Origin of the sequence: Ruania alba (assembly GCF_900105765.1) — a bacterium.
In the GTDB taxonomy this organism is placed as follows: domain Bacteria; phylum Actinomycetota; class Actinomycetes; order Actinomycetales; family Beutenbergiaceae; genus Ruania; species Ruania alba.
Genome location: NZ_FNTX01000001.1, coordinates 475,821 through 495,451, shown reverse-complemented (window position 1 = coordinate 495,451; position 19,631 = coordinate 475,821). Strand labels below are relative to the sequence as shown.

At 69.3% G+C, this 19,631-nt stretch carries 19 protein-coding genes; 8 read left to right on the top strand and 11 right to left on the bottom strand.

All coding sequences use genetic code 11. The features are described 5' to 3' along the window. Positions 1-137: 137 nt before the first annotated feature. The 5 genes from BLU77_RS02260 to dapE are packed head-to-tail and all read right to left on the bottom strand — an operon-like array spanning position 138 to position 4,028. Positions 138-1,661, bottom strand: a complete 1,524-nt coding sequence (locus tag BLU77_RS02260; RefSeq protein ID WP_089771510.1) for a leucyl aminopeptidase family protein — start codon at positions 1,659-1,661, stop codon at positions 138-140. A 2-nt stretch (positions 1,662-1,663) separates the two neighbouring features. Continuing rightward, a complete protein-coding gene (locus tag BLU77_RS02255; protein WP_089771509.1) occupies positions 1,664-1,831 on the bottom strand; it encodes a DUF3117 domain-containing protein in 168 nt (55 codons plus the stop codon). Between the two features lie 4 nt (positions 1,832-1,835). After that, entirely contained in the window at positions 1,836-2,090 is a 255-nt protein-coding gene (locus BLU77_RS02250; RefSeq protein WP_139177549.1) for a hypothetical protein, read from the bottom strand. Between the two features lie 7 nt (positions 2,091-2,097). Continuing rightward, on the bottom strand, positions 2,098-2,901 hold the full coding sequence (locus BLU77_RS02245; RefSeq protein ID WP_089771507.1) for an LOG family protein: 804 nt from the start codon (positions 2,899-2,901) through the stop codon (positions 2,098-2,100). Then, positions 2,898-4,028 (bottom strand): succinyl-diaminopimelate desuccinylase, encoded by a 1,131-nt coding sequence (dapE, locus tag BLU77_RS02240; RefSeq protein ID WP_089771506.1) that lies wholly within the window; start codon positions 4,026-4,028, stop codon positions 2,898-2,900. The genes BLU77_RS02245 and dapE overlap by 4 nt, the downstream gene beginning before the upstream one ends. 113 nt (positions 4,029-4,141) lie before the next feature. On the opposite strand from dapE, the gene BLU77_RS02235 reads away from it, so the two are divergent. After that, positions 4,142-4,894, top strand: a complete 753-nt coding sequence (locus BLU77_RS02235; protein WP_089771505.1) for a hypothetical protein — start codon at positions 4,142-4,144, stop codon at positions 4,892-4,894. Positions 4,895-4,907: 13 nt separating this feature from the next. Here BLU77_RS02235 and BLU77_RS02230 read toward each other — a convergent pair whose 3' ends face one another. Continuing rightward, positions 4,908-6,317 carry an NAD(P)H-quinone dehydrogenase gene (locus tag BLU77_RS02230; protein WP_245708768.1) on the bottom strand — a complete coding sequence of 470 codons (1,410 nt, stop codon included), beginning with the start codon at positions 6,315-6,317 and terminating at the stop codon, positions 4,908-4,910. Positions 6,318-6,402: 85 nt separating this feature from the next. Between BLU77_RS02230 and BLU77_RS02225 the strand changes: the two genes are divergently transcribed. Both BLU77_RS02225 and BLU77_RS02220 read left to right on the top strand, forming a co-directional pair. Then, positions 6,403-7,275 carry a purine-nucleoside phosphorylase gene (locus BLU77_RS02225; RefSeq protein WP_245708628.1) on the top strand — a complete coding sequence of 291 codons (873 nt, stop codon included), beginning with the start codon at positions 6,403-6,405 and terminating at the stop codon, positions 7,273-7,275. Beyond that, on the top strand, positions 7,272-9,149 hold the full coding sequence (locus BLU77_RS02220) for a phospho-sugar mutase (RefSeq protein ID WP_089771503.1): 1,878 nt from the start codon (positions 7,272-7,274) through the stop codon (positions 9,147-9,149). Before BLU77_RS02225 ends, BLU77_RS02220 begins: the two co-directional genes overlap by 4 nt. 13 nt (positions 9,150-9,162) lie before the next feature. Here the strand turns inward: BLU77_RS02220 and BLU77_RS02215 are convergent, their stop codons facing one another. Beyond that, entirely contained in the window at positions 9,163-10,218 is a 1,056-nt protein-coding gene (locus tag BLU77_RS02215) for a mechanosensitive ion channel family protein (RefSeq protein WP_089771502.1), read from the bottom strand. A gap of 117 nt (positions 10,219-10,335) precedes the next feature. On the opposite strand from BLU77_RS02215, the gene ilvA reads away from it, so the two are divergent. Next, positions 10,336-11,604, top strand: coding sequence for a threonine ammonia-lyase IlvA (gene ilvA, locus BLU77_RS02210; protein WP_089771501.1), 1,269 nt, complete (start codon positions 10,336-10,338; stop codon positions 11,602-11,604). 74 nt (positions 11,605-11,678) lie between these two features. Here ilvA and BLU77_RS02205 read toward each other — a convergent pair whose 3' ends face one another. Beyond that, positions 11,679-12,425: a TetR/AcrR family transcriptional regulator gene (locus tag BLU77_RS02205; RefSeq protein ID WP_089771500.1), complete on the bottom strand. Its 747-nt coding sequence runs from the start codon at positions 12,423-12,425 to the stop codon at positions 11,679-11,681. A gap of 63 nt (positions 12,426-12,488) precedes the next feature. Here BLU77_RS02205 and BLU77_RS02200 point away from each other — a divergent pair, with 63 nt between their 5' ends. The 4 genes from BLU77_RS02200 (at position 12,489) to BLU77_RS02185 (ending at position 14,972) form a co-directional block, all read left to right on the top strand. Beyond that, positions 12,489-12,863, top strand: coding sequence for a VOC family protein (locus BLU77_RS02200; RefSeq protein ID WP_089771499.1), 375 nt, complete (start codon positions 12,489-12,491; stop codon positions 12,861-12,863). A gap of 61 nt (positions 12,864-12,924) precedes the next feature. Next, complete coding sequence (locus BLU77_RS02195) at positions 12,925-13,554, top strand: SRPBCC family protein (protein WP_175476911.1); 630 nt, start codon at positions 12,925-12,927, stop codon at positions 13,552-13,554. After that, a complete protein-coding gene (locus tag BLU77_RS02190; protein WP_089771498.1) occupies positions 13,554-14,222 on the top strand; it encodes a DUF4166 domain-containing protein in 669 nt (222 codons plus the stop codon). The genes BLU77_RS02195 and BLU77_RS02190 overlap by 1 nt, the downstream gene beginning before the upstream one ends. A gap of 111 nt (positions 14,223-14,333) precedes the next feature. Next, positions 14,334-14,972 carry a CYTH domain-containing protein gene (locus tag BLU77_RS02185; protein WP_089771497.1) on the top strand — a complete coding sequence of 213 codons (639 nt, stop codon included), beginning with the start codon at positions 14,334-14,336 and terminating at the stop codon, positions 14,970-14,972. Here BLU77_RS02185 and BLU77_RS02180 read toward each other — a convergent pair whose 3' ends face one another. Genes BLU77_RS02180 through BLU77_RS02170 form a run of 3 tightly spaced genes read right to left on the bottom strand, consistent with a single transcriptional unit; the run spans position 14,973 to position 19,499 of the window. Beyond that, the gene (locus tag BLU77_RS02180; RefSeq protein WP_089771496.1) at positions 14,973-16,349 is read right to left on the bottom strand and encodes a sulfatase family protein; all 1,377 of its coding nucleotides are present in this window, start codon (positions 16,347-16,349) and stop codon (positions 14,973-14,975) included. It lies immediately after the preceding gene. Positions 16,350-16,392: 43 nt separating this feature from the next. Further along, on the bottom strand, positions 16,393-17,382 hold the full coding sequence (locus tag BLU77_RS02175; protein ID WP_089772910.1) for a nucleoside hydrolase: 990 nt from the start codon (positions 17,380-17,382) through the stop codon (positions 16,393-16,395). A 2-nt stretch (positions 17,383-17,384) separates the two neighbouring features. Further along, positions 17,385-19,499, bottom strand: a complete 2,115-nt coding sequence (locus BLU77_RS02170; protein ID WP_281242099.1) for an arylsulfatase — start codon at positions 19,497-19,499, stop codon at positions 17,385-17,387. Positions 19,500-19,631: the final 132 nt, after the last annotated feature.

Sequence of the window (19,631 nt, the reverse complement as noted above, 5' to 3'; positions counted from 1 at the left end):
CCCCACCCCGCCGAGCACCACTCCCCACCCCGCCGAACGCAACTGTGTGCGGCGTCTGATGCGGGAAACGCCGCACAACATTGCGTTCGGCGCTGGGTGGACGGCCGCAGCATAGGGGTGAGCGCGGGCTGGAGCTCTTACTGGCCCAGCGATTGCAGCCAACGGAACAGCAGGCGCGCGCCGAATCCGGTCGCCCCTTCGCTCACCTCGTGCTCCGCCTTGGGTGAGCGGCCAGGGCCGGCGATGTCCAGGTGCGCCCACGGCTGCTCCCCCGCGAAATGCTGCAGGAACAGGGCCGCGGTGATGGAGCCACCGCCGACCGTGGCGTCGGTGGCGATGTGGGACAGATCAGCCACCGAGGACTCGAGGGCGCGACGGTACTCGGGCACCAGCGGCATCGGCCACACCTGCTCGCCGGTGCGTTCGGCCGCCGTCTGCAGACCAGTGGTGAGCACGTCGTCGGTGGCATACAGCGCTGCGTGCCGCTTGCCCAGACCAAGGCTCGCTGCGCCGGTCAACGTGGCCACGTCCACGAGCGCTGCCGGGGCGTAGGTCGCTCGCGCCCACGCCATCGCGTCGGCGAGCACCATGCGCCCTTCGGCATCGGTGTTCCCGATCTCCACGGTGGTGCCGTCGACCATCTCGACGACGTCGCTGGGCCGGTAGGACGCGGCGCCGATGGCGTTCTCGGCCAACGGCAGTACTGCCACCACCCGCACCGGAAGCTGGGCACGTGCGGCGCCGAGGACGGTGCCCAGCACAGCCGCGGCACCGGCCATGTCCGTCTTCATCGGGATCATCGCCTCGCGTGGTTTCAGCGAGATGCCACCGGTGTCATAGGTGATGCCCTTGCCCACCAGCACCACAGGTGCCGAGTCGTCGGCTCCCGGGGCTCCAGGGTGCTCCACGGTCACCAGGCGCGGTGGACTGTCGGAACCACCGCCGACGGCGAGGATCCCGCCGAAGCCGTGCTGTGCGAGCCAGGTCTCGTCCCGGGACTGCACAAGTAGTCCGGTCCCCTCGGCGAGCTCGGCCGCTTGCTCGGCCATCCACTGCGGGTTCTTCACGTTCGACGGCGTCGCCGCGAGGCGACGAGCCACCAGCGTGGTCTCCGCTGCGATCGCCCCGTCGGCGACCGCAGCATCGAGATCGACCGCTGCGCCGCACAATGTCAGTGCTGCCAGTGACGCTGATCTCGTGACCGCCGATCCCTGAGACGGGGGCGCGTAGGCGCCCAGCAGCACGCCTTCGACCAGGGCGGAAGCATCGCCGTCGAGCAGATCGGCAAGCACCAGGACGGCATGCTCCTGCCCCACCGAGGTCGTGGCCAGTGCCGCACCGGCGCGGCGTGAGGAACGGTCCGACCCGTCCCCGATCCCGAGGAACACGACCCTGCGCGGCAGGCCCGCCCAACGCTCGAGGCGGGGCAACGACACCACGACGGACTCACCGGCCCTGCCGGTGACGCCCGCTGTGCCGGCCCACTCGGCAAGGTCGATGTCGTACCCATGCACCCCGGCGACGCGCAGGGAGTGCTCCCCTGCGCCGTCGGGCATGGCCGGGGCGACGGCGAGCGCAAGCGTGGCGTCCTCACCCCATGCGCTCAGGTCGTCCGAGCCGGGAGTGGCAGGTCCTACGGTGAGTGTGGGGGCGTGAACCATCCTCAGCCGGCGACGGCGGAGAGCGCAGCGCTCAGTTCGTCCGCCTCGCCGGGCTTGAGCTCGACCACGAGACGACCACCACCTTCGAGCGGCACGCGCATGATGATCCCACGGCCCTCCTTGGTGACCTCGAGCGGTCCGTCACCGGTTCTGGGCTTCATGGCGGCCATGGGGTTACTCCCTGTTCTGAGTGCGTGATGCGCCCTCGGTGGTCGCGGGCGTGATCTCCCCTGACGACCCACCTGTGGTGCGGTTCATGTCCCATTCTATGCCAGGTGTGACGCGGGACTCCATCATCTCGGCCTGGTCAGGGTCGGAGGGGTCGTCGAAGGTCACCTGCCACTGCCCGCTGGAGACGGCCACCGCGACGCACGCGACGAATGCGCATACACCGAGCAGCATCCAGGTGATGGCCGTGACCCAGATCATCGGGTGCTCACTCGGGACCGGCGGCACCGGCGCGCGCCGCAGCATCGGCGGCCGCAGCCATCTCCTGGCGGCGGCGGCTCCGGTTCGCCTTGACCACCACATCCACGGCCTCGGCCGGGTCGTCGGTGAGGTGCACCAGATCCAGGTCGTGCTCGGAGATCGTGCCGCGACCGGCGAGCGAGTGCCGGATCCAGTCCACCAGGCCGCCCCAGAACTCGGTGCCCACGAGCACGATCGGGAACCGCTTCACCTTCTTCGTCTGCACCAGAGTGAGCGACTCGAACAGTTCGTCCATGGTGCCGAAACCACCGGGGAGCACGATGAAACCTTCGGAGTACTTCACGAACATCGTCTTGCGAGCGAAGAAGTACCGGAAGTTCACACCGAGGTCGACGTACTCGTTGAGGCCCTGCTCGAACGGGAGCTCGATCCCCAGCCCTACCGAGATGCCGCCGGACTCGTGCGCCCCCTTGTTGGCAGCCTCCATCACGCCCGGGCCACCGCCGGTGATCACCGCGTACCCGGCGGCAGTGATGTTCTGGGCCACCTCTTCGGCGAGTGCGTACTCGGGGTCCTCCGGGCGTGTCCGGGCGGAGCCGAACACGCTCACCGCGGGGCCGAGCTCGGCAAGCGCGCCGAAGCCCTCCACGAACTCGGACTGGATCCGCAGCACCCGCCACGGGTCGGAGTGCACCCAGTCGGCACCCTCGGAGGGCTCGAGGAGTCGCTCATCGGTGGTCTTCTCCGGGATCTGCCGGCCCCGAAGCTGCACCGGGCCCTTCCAGTAATTGTGCTTGCGGTCAGCGGTCATTGTGGGCTCCTCTTCTCGCCCGGGCCGTGAGCCGGGGCGGTCAACCACGCAGCCAGGGCGGCTGCACACTGTCGGATCTGCTCGGTGGGGACGTGCTCGTCGTCGGCGTGGGCGAGCGAGGGGTCGCCGGGGCCGAAGTTGACGGCGGGGACCCCCAGCTCGCTGAACCGGGCGACATCGGTCCAGCCGTACTTGGGGCCGAGCTCCCCGCCCGTCACAGCGGTGACGGCCTCCAGGAAGTCACGGGCGGCTGGGGAGTCCATCCCGGGCCGGGCGCCCGGTGAGGAGTCGGTCAGTGCGAGCTCGTAGCCGTCGAACAGCTCGCACACGTGGGCATACGCCTGCTCCACGCTCGCCGAGGGCGCGAACCGGTAGTTCACGGTGACCACGCACTCGTCCGGGATCATATTGGTGGCGATCCCGCCACGGATCCCGACGGCGTTCATCCCCTCCCGGTAGACCAGCCCGTCCACCTCGACCTCGCCCGGGCTGTACGCGGCCAGCCGGGCCAGTACGTCGGCGGCGTCGTGGATGGCATTGTGCCCCTTCCAGGCGCGGGCGGAGTGAGCCGTGGTGCCGTGGGTGCGCACCTCCACACGCAGGGTGCCGTTGCAGCCGCCTTCGATGCCCCCGGCGGTGGGTTCACCAAGCACGGCGAAGTCACCGGTCAGCCAGTCCGGGTGGGTACGCACCACGCGGCCGAGCCCGTTCTTCGTCGCTTCGACCTCTTCGTGGTCGTAGAAGACCCAGGTCACGTCGACGCCCGGATCGGTGAGGGTGACGGCGAGGTGCAGCGCGACCGCGACGCCGCCTTTCATGTCCACGGTGCCTCGGCCGGTGAGGATCTCCTCGCCGTCGCGCTGCAGCAGCTGGGTAGGCAGGTTGTCCTGGATGGGCACGGTGTCCAAGTGGCCGGCGATGACGACCCGGCGGTCTCGTCCCAGGTGGGTGCGGGCCACCACGGCGTCCCCGTCGCGGAGCACCTCGAGGTGGTCGGCGCTGAGCAGCAGGTCCTCGACGGCGTTCGCGAGCGCGGTCTCGTTCCCGCTGACGCTGGGGATGTCGCAGATCGCGCGGGTCAGGGTGACAACGTCGACCTCGCGGGGGTCGGGCAGTGCGACTGGCATGACTTGAGCGTAACGATCACACGATGCTTCGACGACCGCCAACGGTCACGATTGCGCAGGTCAGTAGCGTGTGATTGACATCTCGAGTCCGCCGGTCGACCGAAGGGACGCCGATGGCGAATCAGACGATCAATGTGCGTACCTGGTCGAAGCAGGTTCCGGCGTACGGCTTGGCGCTGGGCGACCTCGACCTGTATGTGCTGAAGAACCACGACGAGATCCTGCGCGCCCTCGGGCGTCAACGGGTCACGGACTCCGCTACCACCCGGCGGCTGCTGCGTGCGGTCGCGATCGTGGTGCTGATGATGGCCCCGATCACCGGCGTGAGCACGCTCGGTGGTGCGGGCCGGTTCGGGGACGGGTTGGACGACTCTCTGGGGGTGCCCGTGACCGCGTGGGCGTTCGCGGTCGCCGTGGTCGGGGTGGTAGTGGTCGCCGTTCGGTGGCTGCGCAGCGACCGGCACGCCGCGCCGGTCGAGATCGTGTACTTGGCGGGCACGATCGTCTGCGGCGGTCTCGCCCTCCTGCAGTTGGAGACGGTGCGGGGAGTGGACATCGCCGCCTTCGCCGTGCCCTCCCTCCCGGTCTGGGTGGCGTCCGCCGCGGCGGCGATCATCCTTGCGGCGATCGTGCTCGGGTCCCGTGGGCGCCGGGTGCCCATCCCGGACCATTTCCGCACGATCGGCACCCCGGACCAGCGCACCGCTGCCGAACTCATCGATGCCCTGGATCCACGGGAGCGCGAGAAGCTGCTCGACGACCGCCGTCGGGCGATCCGACGGCTGCGTGAGCGGGGCCTGATCGGTGCCGACGACGCCACCCAGCTGGAGTCGGTGCCGTTGGGTGAGTCGACGAGCATCGGCTGAGGCCGAGGGTGTGCTACCCGCGGGCGTCGTGCAGTGTCCTGGCGGCCTCAGCGATCGACCCGGACAGCGACGGGTACACGGTGAACGCCCCCGCGATCTGGTCCACGGTGAGCCGGTTGGAGATGGCCAGCGTGATCGGGAAGATCAGCTCGCTCGCCCTCGGCGCTACCACCACGCCCCCGATCACTGTGCCGGAGGATCGGCGAGAGAACAGCTTCACGAAACCTTCATTGATCCCCTGCATCTTTGCGCGTGGGTTGCGGGCCAAGGGCAGAGTGGTTACGGCGCCGTCCACCGCGCCGGAGTCGATCTTGTGCTGCGGGATTCCCACGGTGGCGATCTCCGGGGCGGTGAAGATGTTTGCCGAGACCTGCCCGAGGTCGAGCGGGGACACCGCGTCGCCGAGGGAGTGCCACATGGCGATCCGCCCCTGCATGGCTGCGACGGAGGCCAGCGGCAGCACCCCGGTGCAGTCGCCCGCGGCGTAGACCCCGCGCACCGTGGTGCGCGAGACCCGGTCCACCTGGATGTGGCCGCGCTCGTTCACCGCCACCCCGGTCTCGGCCAGGCCGAGGTCCTCGGTGTTCGGCACCCCACCCACGGCGATGAGGCAGTGCGAGCCGCTGACCATGCGCCCGTCGGCCAGCTCAACCTCCACCCCGTTCTCGGTGCGGCGTGCAGATGCCGCGCGGGACCGGGAGAGCACCTCCATGCCGCGGCGCTTGAAGACCTGCTCGATCAGCTCGGCGGCGTCGGCGTCCTCCCCTGGCAGCACCCGGTCCCGGCTGGAGACCAGCACCACGTCGGCACCGAGGGCGTTGTAGGCGCCGGCGAACTCGGCGCCGGTCACCCCGGAGCCGACCACGATCAGCCGTTCCGGGATCTCGGTGAGGTGGTACAGCTGCGTCCAGGTGAGGATGCGCTCTCCGTCCGGTTGCGCCGTCGGGAGTTCACGCGGGCGGGCTCCGGTGGCGAGCAGCACCACATCGGCGGGGAGTTGCATGTCCCCGTGCGCGGTGGTGGCGATCACCCGGTGCGGCCCGTCCAGGCGGCCGGTGCCGTCCACCAGGCGCACCCCTTCGCGCTCCAGGCGGGTGTGGATGTCGGTGCTCTGCTTGTTCGCGAGGGCGACCACGCGGGCGTTCACGGTGCTGAAGTCGGCCGTGTAGGAGATCGCCTCCTCCCCGCGCGGCCGGATGCCGAGTTCGCTGGCGCTCTCGGTGAGGGTCATCCATTCGGCGGTCGCGATGAGCGTCTTGGAGGGCACCACGTCGGTGAGCACGGCCGACCCACCGACCCCTTGGCGCTCCACCAGCGTGACGTCGGCACCGAGCTGACGGGCCACCAGCGCGGCCTCGTATCCCCCGGGGCCGCCGCCGATGATGACGACGCGGGAGCCTTCGCGGGTGCTCGAGCGGCCCACGCCACTGCTCTGTTCGGATGGTGCAGGTGCATCGGGTGTGGAGGTCACCCGTTCATTGTGCACGGTGGGCGGTATCTTCGGGCATGTGAGTGAGAACGCGAGCACCGACCCTGCACATGCGGTCGTGGACCTGGATGATCCCGGCACCGACCCGTTCGAGGCGGCCGCTCAGGCGGCGCGCACCATCGCCGCACGCAGCGGGGTGGACCGGCACGACATCGCCCTGGTGCTCGGATCGGGCTGGGGCCCGGCGGCCGACGTGCTCGGGGAGACAGTGGCCGAGATCGATGCCGGCGAGGTGCCGGGGTTCTCTCGTTCCGGCGTGCCCGGTCATTCGGGCACGCTGCGCTCGATCCGGTACTCCGACCACGCCGGCATCACCCGACATGCCCTCGTGCTGGGTGCGCGGACGCATTTCTACGAGGGCCGCGGGGTGCGCCGGGTGGCGCACGGGGTACGCACGGCCGCTGCCGCCGGCGCGCAGACCGTGGTGCTGACCAACGGGTGCGGTGGGCTGCGCCCGGAGTGGGTTCCCGGTACCCCGGTGCTGCTCAGCGACCACATCAACCTCACCGCCGCCTCCCCGCTGGAGGGTGCGACGTTCGTGGACCTCACCGACCTGTACTCCCCCCGGCTGCGGGAGATCGCCCGCGAGGTGGACCCCAGCCTGGCCGAGGGCGTGTACTGCCAGTTCCGCGGGCCGCACTACGAGACCCCGGCCGAGGTACAGATGGCCAGGCGGATCGGTGGGGATCTGGTGGGCATGTCCACAGCCCTGGAGGCCATCGCGGCCCGGCACGCGGGTCTGGAGATCCTGGGGATCTCCCTGGTGACGAACCTGGCCGCCGGGATCTCCGCCCAACCGCTCTCCCACGCCGAGGTGATCGAGGCAGGGCAGGCGGCCGCACCCCGCATCTCGGAGCTGCTGGCGCAGATCGTGCGCCGGGCGGTGCCATGAGGCCCGATGACGCGCTGCTGAGCCAGGTGCGCACGTGGATCGAGGACGACCCGGACCCTGCCACCGTCGACGAGCTGCGCGAGTTGCTCGGCTACGCCGAGGGGGGCGGGGTCGAGCCGAGCGAGCGGGAGCAGGCGCTCGATGCGTTGGCCGACCGGTTCTCCGGACCACTCACCTTCGGCACGGCGGGCCTGCGCGGCCGCCTCGGCGCCGGCCCGCACCGGATGAACCGCGCCGTGGTGATCCAGGCTGCGGCCGGCCTGACGGCGTACCTGCACGAGGTCCTGGATGGTGCTGCTCCGGTGGTGGTGATCGGCTACGACGCGCGCTACGGCTCCGCGACGTTCGCCCGGGACACCGCGGACGTAGTCGCGGCTGCCGGTGGACGGTCCGTGCTGCTGCCCGAGGCGCTGCCCACCCCGGTGCTGGCGTTCGCCGTCCGCGAGCTCGGCGCGGACGCCGGTGTGATGGTGACGGCCTCGCACAACCCTCCCGAGGACAACGGGTACAAGGTCTACCTCGGTGGCCGGGTGATCACCGACGCCGGCCAAGGTGCGCAGATCGTGCCGCCGGCGGATGAACGGATCGCGGCGCAGATCGCCGCGGTGCCATCGGTGGCCTCCGTGCCGCGCAGCGCCGAGGAGGGCGACCGGCAGGGCGGTTCGGTGGAGATCGCGGAGCGTTCACTGGTGGACGCCTACGCCGATCGCGCGGCAAGCCTGGTCACCGCGCCGGCGCCGGCGTCGGCGCGTGCTGGGCTGAGCATCGTGCTGACCCCCATGCACGGGGTAGGAGGGGCGCTCGCAACCCGGGTGTTGCGTGCGGCCGGTTTCACCACGGTGCACCTGGTGCGCGAGCAGGCCGAGCCCGATCCCGACTTCCCCACGGTCGCGTTCCCGAACCCGGAGGAACCGGGCGCGCTCGATCTGGCGTTCGCGACCGCTCGGGCGAACGGCGCCGACCTGGTGCTGGCGAACGACCCGGACGCCGACCGCTGCTCGGTCGCGGTGCCCGACCCCACGGCCGAGGGCGGCTGGCGCCAGCTCACCGGAGACGAGGTGGGCTCGCTGCTCGGCGAGCAGGCCGCCCGCCTGGCCACCACTAGCCACGGCGTCACCGACGACCACGTCGCTGACCGCTCCTCCACCGACAACAAACCCACCGGGGGTGAAGTTGACACCCCCGGGGAGGGTGGCGCCGATACCGGCAGGGCCGCGAGGCCTGTGCTGGTCAGCTCGATCGTCTCCTCCCGGATGCTGGCGTCGATCGCCGACGCCCACGGTCTGGCGCACCGGGCCACCCTCACCGGGTTCAAGTGGATCAGCCGCGTCCCCGGAGCGGTCTACGGCTACGAGGAAGCCCTCGGCTACTGCGTCGATCCGGCAGCTGTCCGGGACAAGGACGGGATCTCAGCCGCAGTGCGCATCGCCGAACTCGCCGCCGATCTTCGCGCTCAGGGCCGCACCCTGCTCGATGCCCTGGACGACCTCGCCGTCACCCACGGCGTGCACGCCACCGCCCCACTGACGGTCCGGGTGGAGAACACCGACGAGATCACCGCCACGATGGCGCGGCTACGGATGGCGGGCCCGCGCACCTTGGCGGGCTCCGCCGTCGTGACCTCCCTCGACCTGAACGACGGGGGCGGGCAGACCTACCCGGACCTGCCGCCCACGGACGGCCTGCTCTACCTCACCAAGGCCGGGGACCGGGTGATCGTGCGCCCCAGTGGCACCGAACCGAAGCTGAAGTTCTACCTCGAGGTGGTCGAACCGGTCGCCCCGGGCGAGCCCGTGACGGCGTCCCGCACCCGGGCAGCGGAGCGCCTGGTCGCGCTCCGGGCCGACATGGCAACGGCGGCCGGCCTCACTTGACCGGGAACTGAGGTCAGGAACGCTCGGCCGAGTCAGCCGGGTCGCCGAGCACGACCCGCTGGATCGGGAGCGCCGCCGGGTTGTTCTCCCGCAGCCAGGTGGCCAGGTGCTCGCGCACATAGCAGCGCAGGGTCCAGTCGGCGTCGGTGTTCACGCTGGTCACCAGGGCTCGCACGGTCAGCCGGTCGCCGGAGGAGTCGGTCACCAGGATCGAGCGGGCACGTCCGTCCCACAGGCCACTCTCGTCGACGATCTCCTCGAACGCTGCCCGCAACCGGGTCAGGTCCACCCGCCAGTCGAGCGAGAAGTAGACGACGCCGGTGACAGTGTCGCCGGTGCGGCTCCAGTTGATGAACGGGGTAGTGGTGAAGTACGTGGAGGGAAGCACCTTGTGCCGTTCGTCCCAGATGCTCACCACCACGTAGGAGAGCGTGATGTCCTCGATGGTGCTCCAGGTGCCGTCCACCTCCACCACATCGCCGATCCGGATGGCGTCGGTGAACGCCAGCTGGAGGCCGGCGAACAGGTTGCCCAGGCTGGTCTGCGCGGCAATGCCGAGCACCACCGACAGCACGCCGGCCGAGGCCAGGATGGCGCCGCCGATCTGTTCCACCCCGGGGAAGGTGAGCAGCACCATCGCCACACCGACGACCAGGAAGGCGACGTCCACCACCCGGGTGATCAGCCGCATCTGCGTCTCCACCCGGCGGCGAGCGCGATCGTCGTCGGACTTCCGCTGGACCGCCTCGTGCTGCAGGTGCGCGAGCCAGGCCAGCACCACGGTCTCCACCAGCCAGACCGCGGCGATGATCACCGCGATCAGCAGCACGTGCAGACCGACGTCGCGGAACGTGCCGTCCTCAGCGGTCTGGGCGAAGCTGACGCGGAGCGCGATGGCCAGCACAAGGGCGGCCAGCGGGCGGCGGACCTTGCGCCAGGCGCGCGCCAGGAAGGGCACGCGGCGACCGACCCGGCCGACCACGATGTTGGCGACGATCAGCACCGCGACCACCACGGCGGCCGAGGCTCCGACAGCGGCGACCCACCGCACGACTTCCATCACATCCATGGCCCCTGCCTAACACACTGCGGCCGGGCCGGGGCAATAGTTGTGATGTGTCGCACGCCCACGCTGGGCACCGGCCGTCCAGCCACGGTGGTGATCGCGCACTCCTAGACTTCGAGGATGCCGAACGAAGCCGTGACCGCCGCCTCCGTCCGCGAGGCGGCTCAGCGGATCCAGCACGCCGTCAGCCGCACCCCGCTACAACGCTGGGAACGGATGAGCGCCGCGACCGGTGCCCAGGTGCTGCTCAAGCGCGAGGATCAGCAGCAGGTGCGCTCGTACAAGATCCGCGGTGCGTTCAACCTGATGCTGCACCTGGACGGGGCCGAACGGGACCGCGGCGTGGTCTGCGCCAGTGCCGGCAACCACGCCCAGGGCGTCGCCAAGGCATGCCACGAGCTGGGGATCGCGGGCCGGATCTTCGTACCGCGCACCACGCCCAAGCAGAAGCTGGACAGGATCGCCGACCTGGGCGGCGACCATGTGACCTTGGTGCCGGTGGGCTCCACTTTCGACGAGGCGTCCACTGCGGCGCGTGAGTTCGCCACCACCGACGGTGCCGTGCAGGTGCACCCGTTCGACGACGCCCGCACCATCGCGGGGCAGGGCACCGTGGCCAAGGAGCTGCACGATCAGCTCGGGCACCCGCCGGACGTCGTGGTGGTGCCGGTGGGCGGTGGCGGCTTGATCGCCGGCATGGGCGCCTATCTGGCCGAGGCGTGCCCGCAGACCCGGGTGGTGGGCATCGAGCCCGGCGGCGCGGCGAGCATGGCCGCCGCCCTGGCGGCCGGGGAACCGGTCGCCCTCACCGACATCGACACCTTCGTGGACGGCGCCGCCGTGCGCCGGGTGGGCGACGTACCGTTCGAGATGGTCTCCCGGTTGGGGCTGCCGATGACGGCGGTGCCCGAGGGGCGTCTGTGTGCCGAGCTGCTCTCGCTGTACCAGACCGAGGGGATCGTGGCCGAGCCGGCCGGGGCGTTGACACTGGCTGCCGTGGGCCCGATGGGATCGGGGGCGGCGGTGGAGGTGCACCCGGGGTCGACCGTGGTGTGCGTGCTCTCCGGCGGCAACAACGACATCTCCCGGTACGCCGAGGTGGAGGAGCGGGCACTGGTGCACGCGGGGCTGCGGCACTACTTCGTGATCGACTTCCCGCAGGAGCCCGGGGCGTTGCGCCGGTTCCTCGACCACGTACTCGGGCCGGAGGACGACATCTCCCTGTTCGAGTACACCAAGCGCTCGAACAGGGAGACCGGGCCAGCGTTCGTGGGCCTCACCCTCGGCTCGGCGGACGGCTACGTGCCGCTGCTGGAGCGGATGGACGCCTCGGGGCTCACCTACGAGGTGATCGCCCCCGACTCCCCGCTGTTCCGCTTCTTCACCTGACGCGAGTGCGGCGCTTCTCGCTCACCTGGTGAGAAATGGGCGAGATCGGACGCACTCGATGGGGCGCCAGTGCCTCAGGAGGCTGTCGCGATCCCGTCCAGGATCCTCGCGAGGCTGAACTCATAGGCCCGATCGCCGTCATACGCCGAGCCCTGGGCAGCGCCGGCCGCTGCACCGATGCGGGTGGCCAGCGGGTATCGGGTGGGGTCGATCACCTGCTCCAGCAGTGGACCGTTCACCGCCCACCACTGCATGTCGTCCATCCCGGACGCAGCGACCGCACGCGCCACGTTCTGCTCGGAACGGGCGTGTGCTCGCACGAACGAGAGCACCAGGGTGCGCGCGTGGTCGGTGCTCAGGTCGTCCAGTCCGAGCGGGGTGAGTGCCCCGAGCTCCCACTCGTAGGCAGCGATTCCCCCAGGCCCCAGCGCTGGTCGGTTCAACGCCTCGGCATCGATCAGCCATGGGTGCGCGACGAGCAAGGCCCGGTGCGCGTCGGCCACCTCACGCACCCGCCGTCGCCAGCCCCACCGCTCCCAGGGCCCGGTGGGCAGCTCACCCAGCACCGCATCGACCATCAGCACCAGCAGTCCGTCCTTATCGGGCACGTGGGTGTACACCGACATCGGCGCGATCCCGACGGCGGTGGCAAGGGCTCGGACAGAGAGCGACCGGACGCCGTCCTGATCGGCCAGCTCGACCGCCGCGCGGACCAACTGATCCACAGACCGCGACGGCACCGGCCCGCGGCGCTTCGGCGCCGTCACGGTCCCCCGCCAGAGCAGTGCGAGCAGGCGGTCTGGCTCAGGTTCGACGGTCATGGGAATACATTCTGGCACCCGGCCGTTCTCTATCTTCGTACACCGTACATAGATTGGAGTTCCATGGCCATCACCGCCACCGCCCTGTCCCTGAACGTCGCCGACGAGACCACCTCGGCCGCATGGGCCACCCGCTACCTCGGTTTCACCGAGCAGATGTCCGCGGAGGGGTTCGTCTCGCTGACCCACACCGAGAGCCCGCTCAATCTCATCTTCCTGCGTACCGGCTTGTCCTCGTTCAAGCCTGCCTCGGCTGCGGGGCCCGCTGACGGTCTGCTGGTGGTCTTCGAGGTGGATGACATCGAGGCTGACTACTCCCGCCTGCGCGGGGAGGGTGCCGAGATCGTCACCCCGATCGAGACCGAACCGTGGAGTGAACGGTACTTCCAGATGGCCGACCCGAACGGGGTGATCTACCAGCTGGTGCAGTGGGTGTAACTTCCCGACGGCGGAGCGCGCCCGGGCGAGTACGGCTCACCCGGGCGTAGGCTCCGTGGGTATGGGGCGGCGGGGGATCTATGTGGAGATCGGGGTCGCCGCGCCCCTCGATCGGGTGTGGCAGCTGAGTCAGGAGCCAACCCTGCACGCCCGGTGGGACCTGCGGTTCTCCTCGATCACACCGACCACACCCACGGCGGACGGCGCGATGCGGTTCACCTACACCCGCAGGGTGCCGCTGCATACGGTGGCCGGCGACGGGATCAGCATCGGCGAGACCCACCGCCCGGATGGCACCCGCACCTCGGCGCTGCGCTTCGCCACGACCGACCGCCTCTCCCCCATCCGCTCCGGGCGCGGCTACTGGCGCTATGTGCCCACCCAGGCCGGGGTGCGTTTCCTCACCGGATACGACTACGAGCCGGGCTGGGGGCGGCTGCTGGACCTCATTGCCCGGCCGCTGCTCGGCTGGGCGACCGCGTGGAGCTTCGACCGGCTGCGCATCTGGGCCGAGCGGGACGAACCGCCCGAGGTCTGGCCGCTGCATAGTGTGCTGTGGGTCTGGCGCGCGGAGCGACCCCGGGCCAAGCGGTGCCTGCGCGGCCCGCCCGGGAACCGCCGTCGGGCCAATCACCTGGCTGATGCACCTGCCACGCTCGCCACGCTGGCCGAACCGAAGGGACACCACTGATGACGTCGATCTTCGCCCGTGCGATGGGGGCCGAGTTCGAGCGCCTGCACCCGATGATGCAGCGCCGGTTCGGTGTGGGGCTGGACTCCGGTGAGGCATGCACGGGTCGTGGGGTGATGTGGGAGATCCGCCGCGGCCCGTGGTGGACGGTCCCGTTCCTGCAGATCGGCCGGCTGCGCAACATCCTGGTGCCGGACGTCGGCACGCACGTGCCGTTCGCGGTGGAGAACTATCCCTACCTGGATCCGTTCGGCCGCGAGACCGTGACGGTGGTGCGCGAGTACGAGATCGGCGGCAGGCAGCGTCGCTTCGACGCCACGATGATCCTCGCCGACGGCGGGATCGTGGACTACCTGGGCACCCATCAGCACCTGGCCGTGGACCTGGAGCTGCACGCCGACGATCGCGGCGGCCTGGTGCTCACCTCCGACGCGCAACGCTTCTACGCCGGCCCGATCGGATTCCCCTTTCCGATGCTGTTCAGCGGGCGGGCGCGGCTGCGGGAGTGGTATGACGACGCCGAGGGGCAGTTCCACATCGATCTGCGGGTGGTGAACTCGGTGTTCGGGTTCCTGTTCGGCTACCGCGGCACGTTCACCTGCGAGTGGACGCCGGCCGCCGATGCGCCGCAGCGGCTGAAGCCGGCGCGGCACGAGGCTCGCACCTGAACGACCCGCGACGGGGCTCCAGCGAACATCGGGGATCCTTCTCTATCCGTCCGCCCATCCACCAGCGCGGGATCGCAGGCAATTCCGGGGCAGACGGGTAGCCTGAGCGGTATGAGTGAAGCCGGATACGGCGACTTCGAGTTCGAGCGCAAGTTCTTCGTGCGCGCGCTGCCCACCGACCTGTGGGACGAACCGACGCCGGACGTGATCGTGCAGTCCTACTTCCTCGCCTCCGAGGGGTATGCCCTGCGGGTGCGGTTGCAGGCACCCGCCCCCGCGACGCTCGCCCGCGCCGACACGGCCACCGACGCCGCCACCATCCTGAACGAGCTCTCCGGGCAGTGGGAGTTGTGCACCCTCACCGCCAAGGGCCCGGCCGCCGGCGGCACTCGCTACGAGGCCGAACGCGAGCTCGACCCGATCGTGGCCGAGGAGATGGTGCGCCGCGGTGGAGCGAAGGTGATCAAGCTGCGGCACGCCGTCTGGCTCGGCGAGGACGGCTGGGTGCTGGATCAGTTCCTCGGCACCAACGCCCCGCTGGTGATCGCCGAGTGTGAGCGCGAGGGCCCGGTCACGGACCTGACCATCCCGGCGTTCTGCACCACCGAGATCTCCGACGACGACCGGTTCGCCAACGAACAGCTCGCCGCCCGCCCGTACTCGGCCTGGGCACGCCAGTTCAAGAGTGAACTGTCAGCGCATGGACCTCGCTACCTGCAGGCGTTCGGGCCGAACGTCTCGGGGCGCTGATCAGGTCGGTGCCCACAGCTCGTTGTCCCAGCTGAGCGTGTCTGCACCACCGAGCCGGAACTCGTCGGACTCGTAGTACTTCCAGTCCCGGCCACCAGTCTGCTCCCACCAGGTGTCCACCCGCTCGTGCAGGTCGTCACGAATGGGTCGAAAGTCGGGGTCGTAGGCACGGTTGACCATCTCGTGCGGGTCCGCCACCAGGTCGTACAGCTCAGCGTCACCCTCACCGGGTCCGTAGTGCCGCACATACTTGTACCGATCAGTGCGCACCATGCGGAACGGGTGGAAACCCCAGTACGAGCCATAATGCTCCATGAAGATCTGTTCCGGTCCGGCACCACCGCCGGCGACACTTGGAACCGAAGGGCGATCGGGCCATACCTCCGGTCGTTGCACCCCCGCCAGATCGAGCAGCGTGCCGGGTAGCTCCACGTTGACGGTCAGTCCGTCCACCCGGGTCCCGGGAGTGATCTGTGGTGCCGAAATGATCAATGGAACTCTGAACAGTTCCTCGTACGGGAACGTCCCCTTCAGTCGCAACCCGTGGCCACCCATCATGTCGCCGTGGTCAGAGGTGAACGCCACCACGGACTCCCGCTCTCTGGCCGCCACGGCATCCAACACCCGGCCCACCTCGTGATCCATGGCCGCGATCATCGACAGGTACTCGGCCTGCTCCTCGCGCAGTCCCTCCTCCGTGTAGCTACCCTCACGGTGGCTACGTCGCGCCGTCTGGTAGAGCGGTCGACCGGCGAGATCGTCGTCGAACGAGGCCGGGATCTCGACCGCATCCCGCGCCCGCTCGAGATACTCCTCGACCGGTTCGAACGGTGGATGCGGCTGGTGCCACGAAACCACCAGGAACATCGGCCGGTCCGGGTCGTGGTCAGCAACGTACTCGATGGCGTCGTCGGAGATCTGGCGGTCGACCTTCGCCATGGAACTCCCCGCCCCGCGTTCGACACCGCCGTCGTACCCCAGACGGTCGATCGGATAGCCGAAGTGCGACTTCCCGAACAGGGCGGTGGAATAGCCGGCCTCGGAGAACGCATGAGCGATCGTGGTGTGCCGGTCGTCCAGGTGGCCGGTGTGCCCACCAAAGCCGTAGATGACCATCACACCTGCCTCGTGCGGATACAGCCCTGTCTGCAAAGACGCCCGCGACGGGGTGCACTGCGCGGAGGAGCAGTACGCCCGGTCGAAAGTAGCACCGCGGGCCGCGAGGCCGTCGATGTTGGGGGTCAGGGAGGGGTCACCCCAGGACAATCGCTGTGCCTGCATCTGATCACAGATGAGCAGGACAACGTCCGGCCGCCGATTCGCTGCCGAGCCAGATGGGCTTCCGGGTGCCGCATCGGCTCCGTGCTCTGTCGTCATCTCGTTCTCCTCCTACGTCCGTACTCTCGCTGTTCGACGGCGTTCACCCTGCCCGGACCTGCGCACGCGCATCACGACGTCCATGGACACCGCTCTCGACCTGGCATGCATGTCGCAGGAACAGCTCGCGGTATCGGTCCACGTCGATAGCCAGGCCCACCTCGGCGTACTCGCCGAAGCGCGCACCGCGCAGGTCCGCCTCTCCCGGCCGAGCACGACGGTCTACGATCGTCTGACCACGCGCGAGGACACCGCCGCACTCCACGGCAACCCGTGCACGCTCCGTCTCCATGCCTGCCGGGTCAACAGCCGCACAGACTGCGCCGGCGTCGCCCAATCCATACCCTTCGTCGACGAGCGTCGGCCGACCGGTCAGGATCCGGTGGACGAGGTTCGCCCCAGGATCCTCCGCTCCCGCCATATTCGCGACCTGATCGTCCGTCAGTTGCAGGCCGGTGAAGACGTCCAACCCGTACATGGTCAGCGGCACGGACGTGCCGAACACGACGGCGGCGGCCTCGGGATCGTGCCACACGTTGAACTCTGCCACTGGGGTGGCGTTTCCCACCGAGGCTGACCCACCCATCAGCACGATCCGTCCGATCCGTGCTGCTGCCGCCGGGTACATGCGCAGTAGCAGCGCCACGTTGGTCAAGGGGCCCAGCGCCACCAGAGTGATCGGCTGTTCGCTTGAGGTCAGTTGCTGCCGGAGCAGTTCCACTGCATGGACCCGCGCTGGCGGCACCAGCGAAGCAGGGAGGTCGATCCCGGCGAGTCCATTCACGCCGTGCACGTGATCGGCATCCCGATGCGGCTCCAGCAGCGGTCGCTCGGCACCGCCTGCCACCGGCATACCGGGGGCGCCGATCGCTTGCAGGACCGCACCGGTGTTTCGGACGACGTTCTCGATGCTGGTGTTCCCAGCCACGCATGTGACGGCGCGCAGATCGATGTCTGGGTGGCGCGCTGCCAGGATCAGCGCGAGCGCGTCATCGGTCCCGGTATCGACGTCCAGAATGTATGGGGCGCTCATCGTCACGACTCCCGCATCGCGAGATCGACCAGATCGTCCTCGTTCAAGGCAGACAACACGGTGATCTCCACCCGATCCAGGACCTCGTCCGGAAACGCGAACTCACCCGGATAGGCGTCGGAGACCTGGCACAGGCGGTCCCGGCCCACATCCACACCCCAGAAGGAGAGATGCCCGAACGTGAAGGGAACATCGACCTTCCCGATCTCCTCCTCACCCTGCAACAAGCGCACCTGTGCCGAATGGTCATCGGCGGTGCGGACCTCGAATCCGACCGTGACATCACCGGCTGTGGTGAGCCGGCCTTGGACGCGAACGCGTTCCCCTATCGCAACATGCTCGAAGACGAGCTGCCCGCCCTGAATGTAGAGGACATACCCGCCATAGCCGGTCCCACTGGCCAGCATCACGCCTTCGTGCGAGGAGTCCCACGCGTGCAGATGCGCGCGCACGCGCTGCGAGCGCCCGATGCCGGCAAGCTTGGTCGACACCGGCACATGCCCAGCCCCCGGACGCAGCACCACCTGGTCCTGACCGGCCAGCCCGAGCCGAACTCCGACTCCCTCGTTGAGCAGGAGCTTCAAGGGGCGGTCGTCGACGGGGAAGACACCGTGCAGCTCCGCTTCGCGCCACCACAACTCATCGAGCAGCTGCACCACATCGGGGTGGTCAGCCGCGACATCGGTGGTCTCGGCGAAGTCGGTCTCGGTGTCGTACAGACGCCACTCGCTCAGGTCGTACCCGGCTCCTTCCTCGTGCGCAGTCACAGCCCGCCAGCGCCCGTGCAGGATCGCTCGGTGCCCGAACATCTCCCAATACTGCGTGCTGCGCGTGGGGGGCGCGGCAGACCGTCGGAACGACTCGGCGATCGACTCGCCATGCATCTGCGGGGAAGGCTCAGCGCCCGCACAGTCCAGCACCGTCGGCGCCAGATCGATCACATGTGCGAACTGCGAACGTACCGCGTCCACGTCGGCAACACCCTCGGGCCAGTGAACGATCAACGGTGACCGAACCCCGCCGAGGTCGACGAACTGCTTCCAGTACCGGAACGGCGTGTTCCCCGCCATCGCCCACCCTTCTGGGTAGTGCGCACCGGCACCAGGGCCGCCGATCTCGCCGAGACGCCGGCGCTGTTGTTCGAGCGAGTACGGCACGTGGGAGTACACCACATTCGTGTCCACACCACCGTTGCGGGCACCCTCACGGCTGGCGCCGTTGTCCGACATCACCATGACGATCGTGTTGTCGAGCTCGCCAGTCCGCTCAAGTGCCTCGATCACGCGGCCGAGCTGGGCGTCCGCATGCTCGAGGAACCCGGCGTAGGCGGCTTGGAGGTGCACGTACAGTTCTTGCTCATCGTCGCTGAGATCGGACCACGCCGGCACGCTCGGGTTCCGGTCCGCCAGAGCGGTCTCCTCCGGCACGATGCCGAGTTCGACTTGGCGGTGCAGCCGGTCCGTACGCGTGCGGTCCCAGCCCTTCGCAAAGATGTCGCGGTAGGGGGCGATGTACTCCTCTGGGGCTTGGAACGGCGCATGGGTCGCCCCGAAGGCCAGTTGCAGGTAGAACGGGTCGTGAGGGCGGAACGTCACATGCTCGGTGACGTAACCGATCGCGCGGTCGCACAGGTCGGTGGACAGGTGGTACCCGTCGGCACCAGGCGAGACCTGGTGGTGGTCCTCGTACAACTCGGGTGTGTGCTGATCGGTGCATCCGTCGAGGAAACCGTAGAAGCGGTCGAAACCCTTGGCCAGCGGCCAGTTCTGGTAGGGCCCTGACGGCGTGATCTCGTGCGCAGGGGTCAGGTGCCACTTCCCCACGAGATAGGTGCCGTAGCTGCGTTCGCGGAGCGCCGCTGGCAAGGTCGTCACGTCGGGGTCGACGCGGCCCCGGGAATTCTGGTACCCGGTGTCGAGGTCAGCGAGGAATCGCATCCCGACCGAGTGATGGTTCCGTCCCGTCAGCAGACTGGCGCGGGTCGGCGAGCACAGCGGTGTCACGTGGAAGTTGGAGTACCGCAGCCCGGCGGCGGCGAGCCTGTCAATCGTAGGCGTGCGGATCTCGGAGCCGTAGCAGCCAAGATCGGAGAAGCCCGTGTCGTCCAGCATCACCACCAGCACGTTCGGTCGATCGTTCTTGGCAACGTGGTGCGCCGGCCACGACGGCTCCGCGTCTGCAACCGTTCGCCCGCTCCTATGTCCATCTCCGTACACGATCTCGTGAGTCCTTCCTCTTGTCCCGACGCC

Excerpts from the sequence above, each read along its gene's own strand:
- BLU77_RS02175 (WP_089772910.1), bottom strand. The coding sequence starts at position 17,382 with ATGAGCGCCCCATACATTCTGGACGTCGATACCGGGACCGATGACGCG.
- BLU77_RS02260 (WP_089771510.1), bottom strand. The coding sequence starts at position 1,661 with ATGGTTCACGCCCCCACACTCACCGTAGGACCTGCCACTCCCGGCTCG.
- BLU77_RS02245 (WP_089771507.1), bottom strand. The coding sequence starts at position 2,901 with ATGACCGCTGACCGCAAGCACAATTACTGGAAGGGCCCGGTGCAGCTT.
- BLU77_RS02180 (WP_089771496.1), bottom strand. The coding sequence starts at position 16,349 with ATGACGACAGAGCACGGAGCCGATGCGGCACCCGGAAGCCCATCTGGC.
- ilvA (WP_089771501.1), top strand. The coding sequence starts at position 10,336 with ATGCCGAACGAAGCCGTGACCGCCGCCTCCGTCCGCGAGGCGGCTCAG.
- dapE (WP_089771506.1), bottom strand. The coding sequence starts at position 4,028 with ATGCCAGTCGCACTGCCCGACCCCCGCGAGGTCGACGTTGTCACCCTG.
- BLU77_RS02205 (WP_089771500.1), bottom strand. The coding sequence starts at position 12,425 with ATGACCGTCGAACCTGAGCCAGACCGCCTGCTCGCACTGCTCTGGCGG.
- BLU77_RS02185 (WP_089771497.1), top strand. The coding sequence starts at position 14,334 with ATGAGTGAAGCCGGATACGGCGACTTCGAGTTCGAGCGCAAGTTCTTC.
- BLU77_RS02220 (WP_089771503.1), top strand. The coding sequence starts at position 7,272 with ATGAGGCCCGATGACGCGCTGCTGAGCCAGGTGCGCACGTGGATCGAG.
- BLU77_RS02190 (WP_089771498.1), top strand. The coding sequence starts at position 13,554 with ATGACGTCGATCTTCGCCCGTGCGATGGGGGCCGAGTTCGAGCGCCTG.
- BLU77_RS02235 (WP_089771505.1), top strand. The coding sequence starts at position 4,142 with ATGGCGAATCAGACGATCAATGTGCGTACCTGGTCGAAGCAGGTTCCG.
- BLU77_RS02195 (WP_175476911.1), top strand. The coding sequence starts at position 12,925 with ATGGGGCGGCGGGGGATCTATGTGGAGATCGGGGTCGCCGCGCCCCTC.
- BLU77_RS02250 (WP_139177549.1), bottom strand. The coding sequence starts at position 2,090 with ATGATCTGGGTCACGGCCATCACCTGGATGCTGCTCGGTGTATGCGCA.
- BLU77_RS02255 (WP_089771509.1), bottom strand. The coding sequence starts at position 1,831 with ATGGCCGCCATGAAGCCCAGAACCGGTGACGGACCGCTCGAGGTCACC.
- BLU77_RS02215 (WP_089771502.1), bottom strand. The coding sequence starts at position 10,218 with ATGGATGTGATGGAAGTCGTGCGGTGGGTCGCCGCTGTCGGAGCCTCG.
- BLU77_RS02200 (WP_089771499.1), top strand. The coding sequence starts at position 12,489 with ATGGCCATCACCGCCACCGCCCTGTCCCTGAACGTCGCCGACGAGACC.